Source organism: Paraburkholderia sediminicola, assembly GCF_046027355.1.
Classification (GTDB): domain Bacteria; phylum Pseudomonadota; class Gammaproteobacteria; order Burkholderiales; family Burkholderiaceae; genus Paraburkholderia; species Paraburkholderia sediminicola_B.
On record NZ_JAQQEK010000084.1, the window covers coordinates 1 to 2927 of the forward strand.

The 2927-nt window shown below is 62.0% G+C and carries 2 pseudogenes; both read left to right on the top strand.

Annotated elements, in window-relative coordinates:
* Window positions 1-216: pseudogene (locus tag PQR42_RS45265) on the top strand (IS481 family transposase); the annotation flags it as partial.
* A 351-nt stretch (window positions 217-567) separates the two neighbouring features.
* Window positions 568-2927, top strand: a pseudogene (locus PQR42_RS45270) (hypothetical protein); the annotation flags it as partial.

Genomic DNA, 2927 nt, shown 5'->3' on the forward strand with positions numbered 1-2927 from the left:
GCGGTTGTCACAAGACCATGCTCAACGAGTTCTACCGCATTACTTCCGCAAGAAGATCCACGACTCGATCCCTGCCCTCCAGACCGATCTGGACGCATGGCTTGACCAGTACAACAATGCGCGCGACATCAGGGACGGTGGTGCTACGGCAAGACACCTATGCGTACCTTCCTCGATTCACTCGAACTCGCCAGTGAGAAACTGATCTCTCACTGAATCGGCTTCTTGACTTCCCCGACTATCTGTCAGGTGTACGCGAATGCAAACGCAAAAAAGTTATACGCCGTTATGACATGGCACGGATGGGCCGATGATTTCATGGCCATGACGATTGGGCGAATGTTCATCCCCTACCGTCCGTCCACCATTCTCCGAGGTGTAACCATGTCAACAACCCCGATCAGCTACACCGTTCCGCCTGCCTCGCTCCTTCGATACGACACAGGCGACTCTTCTGTGCCGCACGCCCTCCGTTCACCAGGCACGCCATCGGCCGCGCCTGACCAGTCAGCCCGGCGACAGCCCGGCACCCAGGGCAATCCGCCCAGGCCGGCCACGGCGCAGTCGTTGCTGCGTCACTACTCCGCGGCGAACCGGGGGGCGCCATCGTCGACGACAGCTTCGCGCGCTGCTGCGCCGGCTGCGGCGCGGCAGTCAGGCGCCATGCCGGAGGCGCGGTTCGCCACGAACATGGTCAACCGGTACGATGGTGGCGCCCAGTCGCGCAACCATGCCGCGGACCAGAACAACACGCTCGTCACGCTCGAGACGGCAAAGTTGTCGATGACCGGCCTGCCGCCGGACCAGGCCGAAATGAACCTCGATGAGTTGCAATTCGCGGGCGCCCTGGCGCAGATGAGCGACGACAGGCGCGAGCAGTTCGCACAGCGCGCCAACGCGTTGCGCGCGGCGCCGGACGACCGCTATGCCGAGATGCTGTCTTCGTTGCAGAAGGACGTCGACGGGGAGCTTCGCAGCATCCAGGCTGACCCGGTGCGTCGCATGAACGCGGTATTCGACGCGCCTGTGGGTATTTCAATGCTGGGAGATGACGGTCAGCAGCAGATGGCAGCGTTGAGTGGCCAGTACGCGCAGATGAACGCGCCAGGCACAACCCCGGCGCAGCGCGAGCAGGCATTCGCCAAAGCAGTCGGCATCAAGTCCCGGATGCAGGATCAGATCCTGCAGAAATCGCAGGACGTCCATGCGGCCCGGCAAAAGGACTGGTCCGAATCCACGGCCCGCGTCAACCAGATTCTCGACGACGCGGACAGATACAGTGCGGACACGATCCAGCTACCCCGCAATTCCGACGATCCACAATGGGACACGAACACGCGCAAGCCGGCCTACGCAAAAACCTTTCCGTACCAGTCCGTGGTGGAGAAGCTGCTGTCGCCCGACGGCTATTCGCAACAGGAGCGCGCCGTTTCGACGCCACGGACACTTTCGCCCGCGGATCGGGCGCGGGATCTGCTGACGTTCCAGCAAGGCATGTCGGACCCGGACTCGGACATTCACCGGCGCGTCGCGAAGCTGGAGCAGCAGGCGCTCTCGACGATGGCCCATCCCGGCACCGATCTGGACGCGGTCAGTCCACCCACGACACTCAGTGGCGTGGCGGGCCATCCGCCCGGGTACGACCAGAACTACGTGCAGAACCTCGCGGACAGCTACCAGGGCGTGCTGAAGGACATCGACCAGCAGAACCGCGCAATGCTCCGGGAACATATCCCGGGACTGGCGGACAAGGTACTGTACGGGATCGGCCGGTTTGTCGCCGACCTGTCGCCGATACCGGGCATGGACTGGTTCGCCACGCAACTGCTCGATGCCGGGTTTCCCGATCACGGCGGCCTTTCCGCTCAGGAAGTGGGACACATCGACATGGGGGCGATGCTATTCGGGCTGTTGATCGGCAGACGCGAACCGGAGGCCGGCGGTGAATTGAAACCGCCGGTCGGCGGGAACGGCAAGTCGCCAGGAAACGGACCGGCGGAGGGCCACCTGAACGGGAGCAGGCAGACTCAAGGTCCGCAAATCCCGGCGCCCACGCCGCAATCCACGACCATCCCCTTGCCCGAAGGATATGCCCGCCAACCGGCGGGTAAGCTGGAAGCTGATCCGGACAGTCCGGGTATCTTCAGGGACAGCAAGCTCCAGGCTTATATCCGGGCGAACGGTCAAACCTGGCCGGTCAGGTACGACACGGACAATGGCACGTGGCGTCTCTATCAACCCGACAATCCGACGAAGTATCAATACCCCGTCAGGCTTGATGCGCACGGCAACTGGCAGGTGCATGGCGACACGGGCATACCAGGCGGGGCTCCCCCCCGGATTCCGGCGGAAACACGGCAAAAAGCGGAAGCGCTGTTTAGAGACGGATGGACGTCGAAGAACATCGCGAGAAGATTGGACATAAGTCAACCCGCTGCATGGAAGATTCAGCGGGACGCGAATTTACCGGACATCCCGAGCCCGCCGCTGCAATCAATTGCTTTCAGGACGGAGGTCATTGCCCGGGTGAACGCCGGAACTCCACCCGAGCAGATAGCTCGCGATATGCATGTCCAACCCGAAACCGTGGAGGTCATCGTCGAACAGTATCGCCGCGACGGGTATGTGCAACTCGACACCGGCGGGCCGCTTCCGGTGGAAACAAGGCAAAAAGCGGAAGCGCTGTCTAGAGACGGATGGACGACGGCGGCCATCGCGAGAAAATTGGGCATAAGTGAATTCGCTGTACGGACGATTAAGCGGGACGCGAACTTACCGGACATCCTGAGCCTGCCGCTGCAATCAATTGCTTTCAGGACGGAGGTCATTACCCGGGTGAACGCCGGAACTCCACCCGAGCAGATCGCTCGCGATATGCATGTCCAACCCGAAACCGTGGAGGTCATCGTCGAACAGTATCGCCGCGA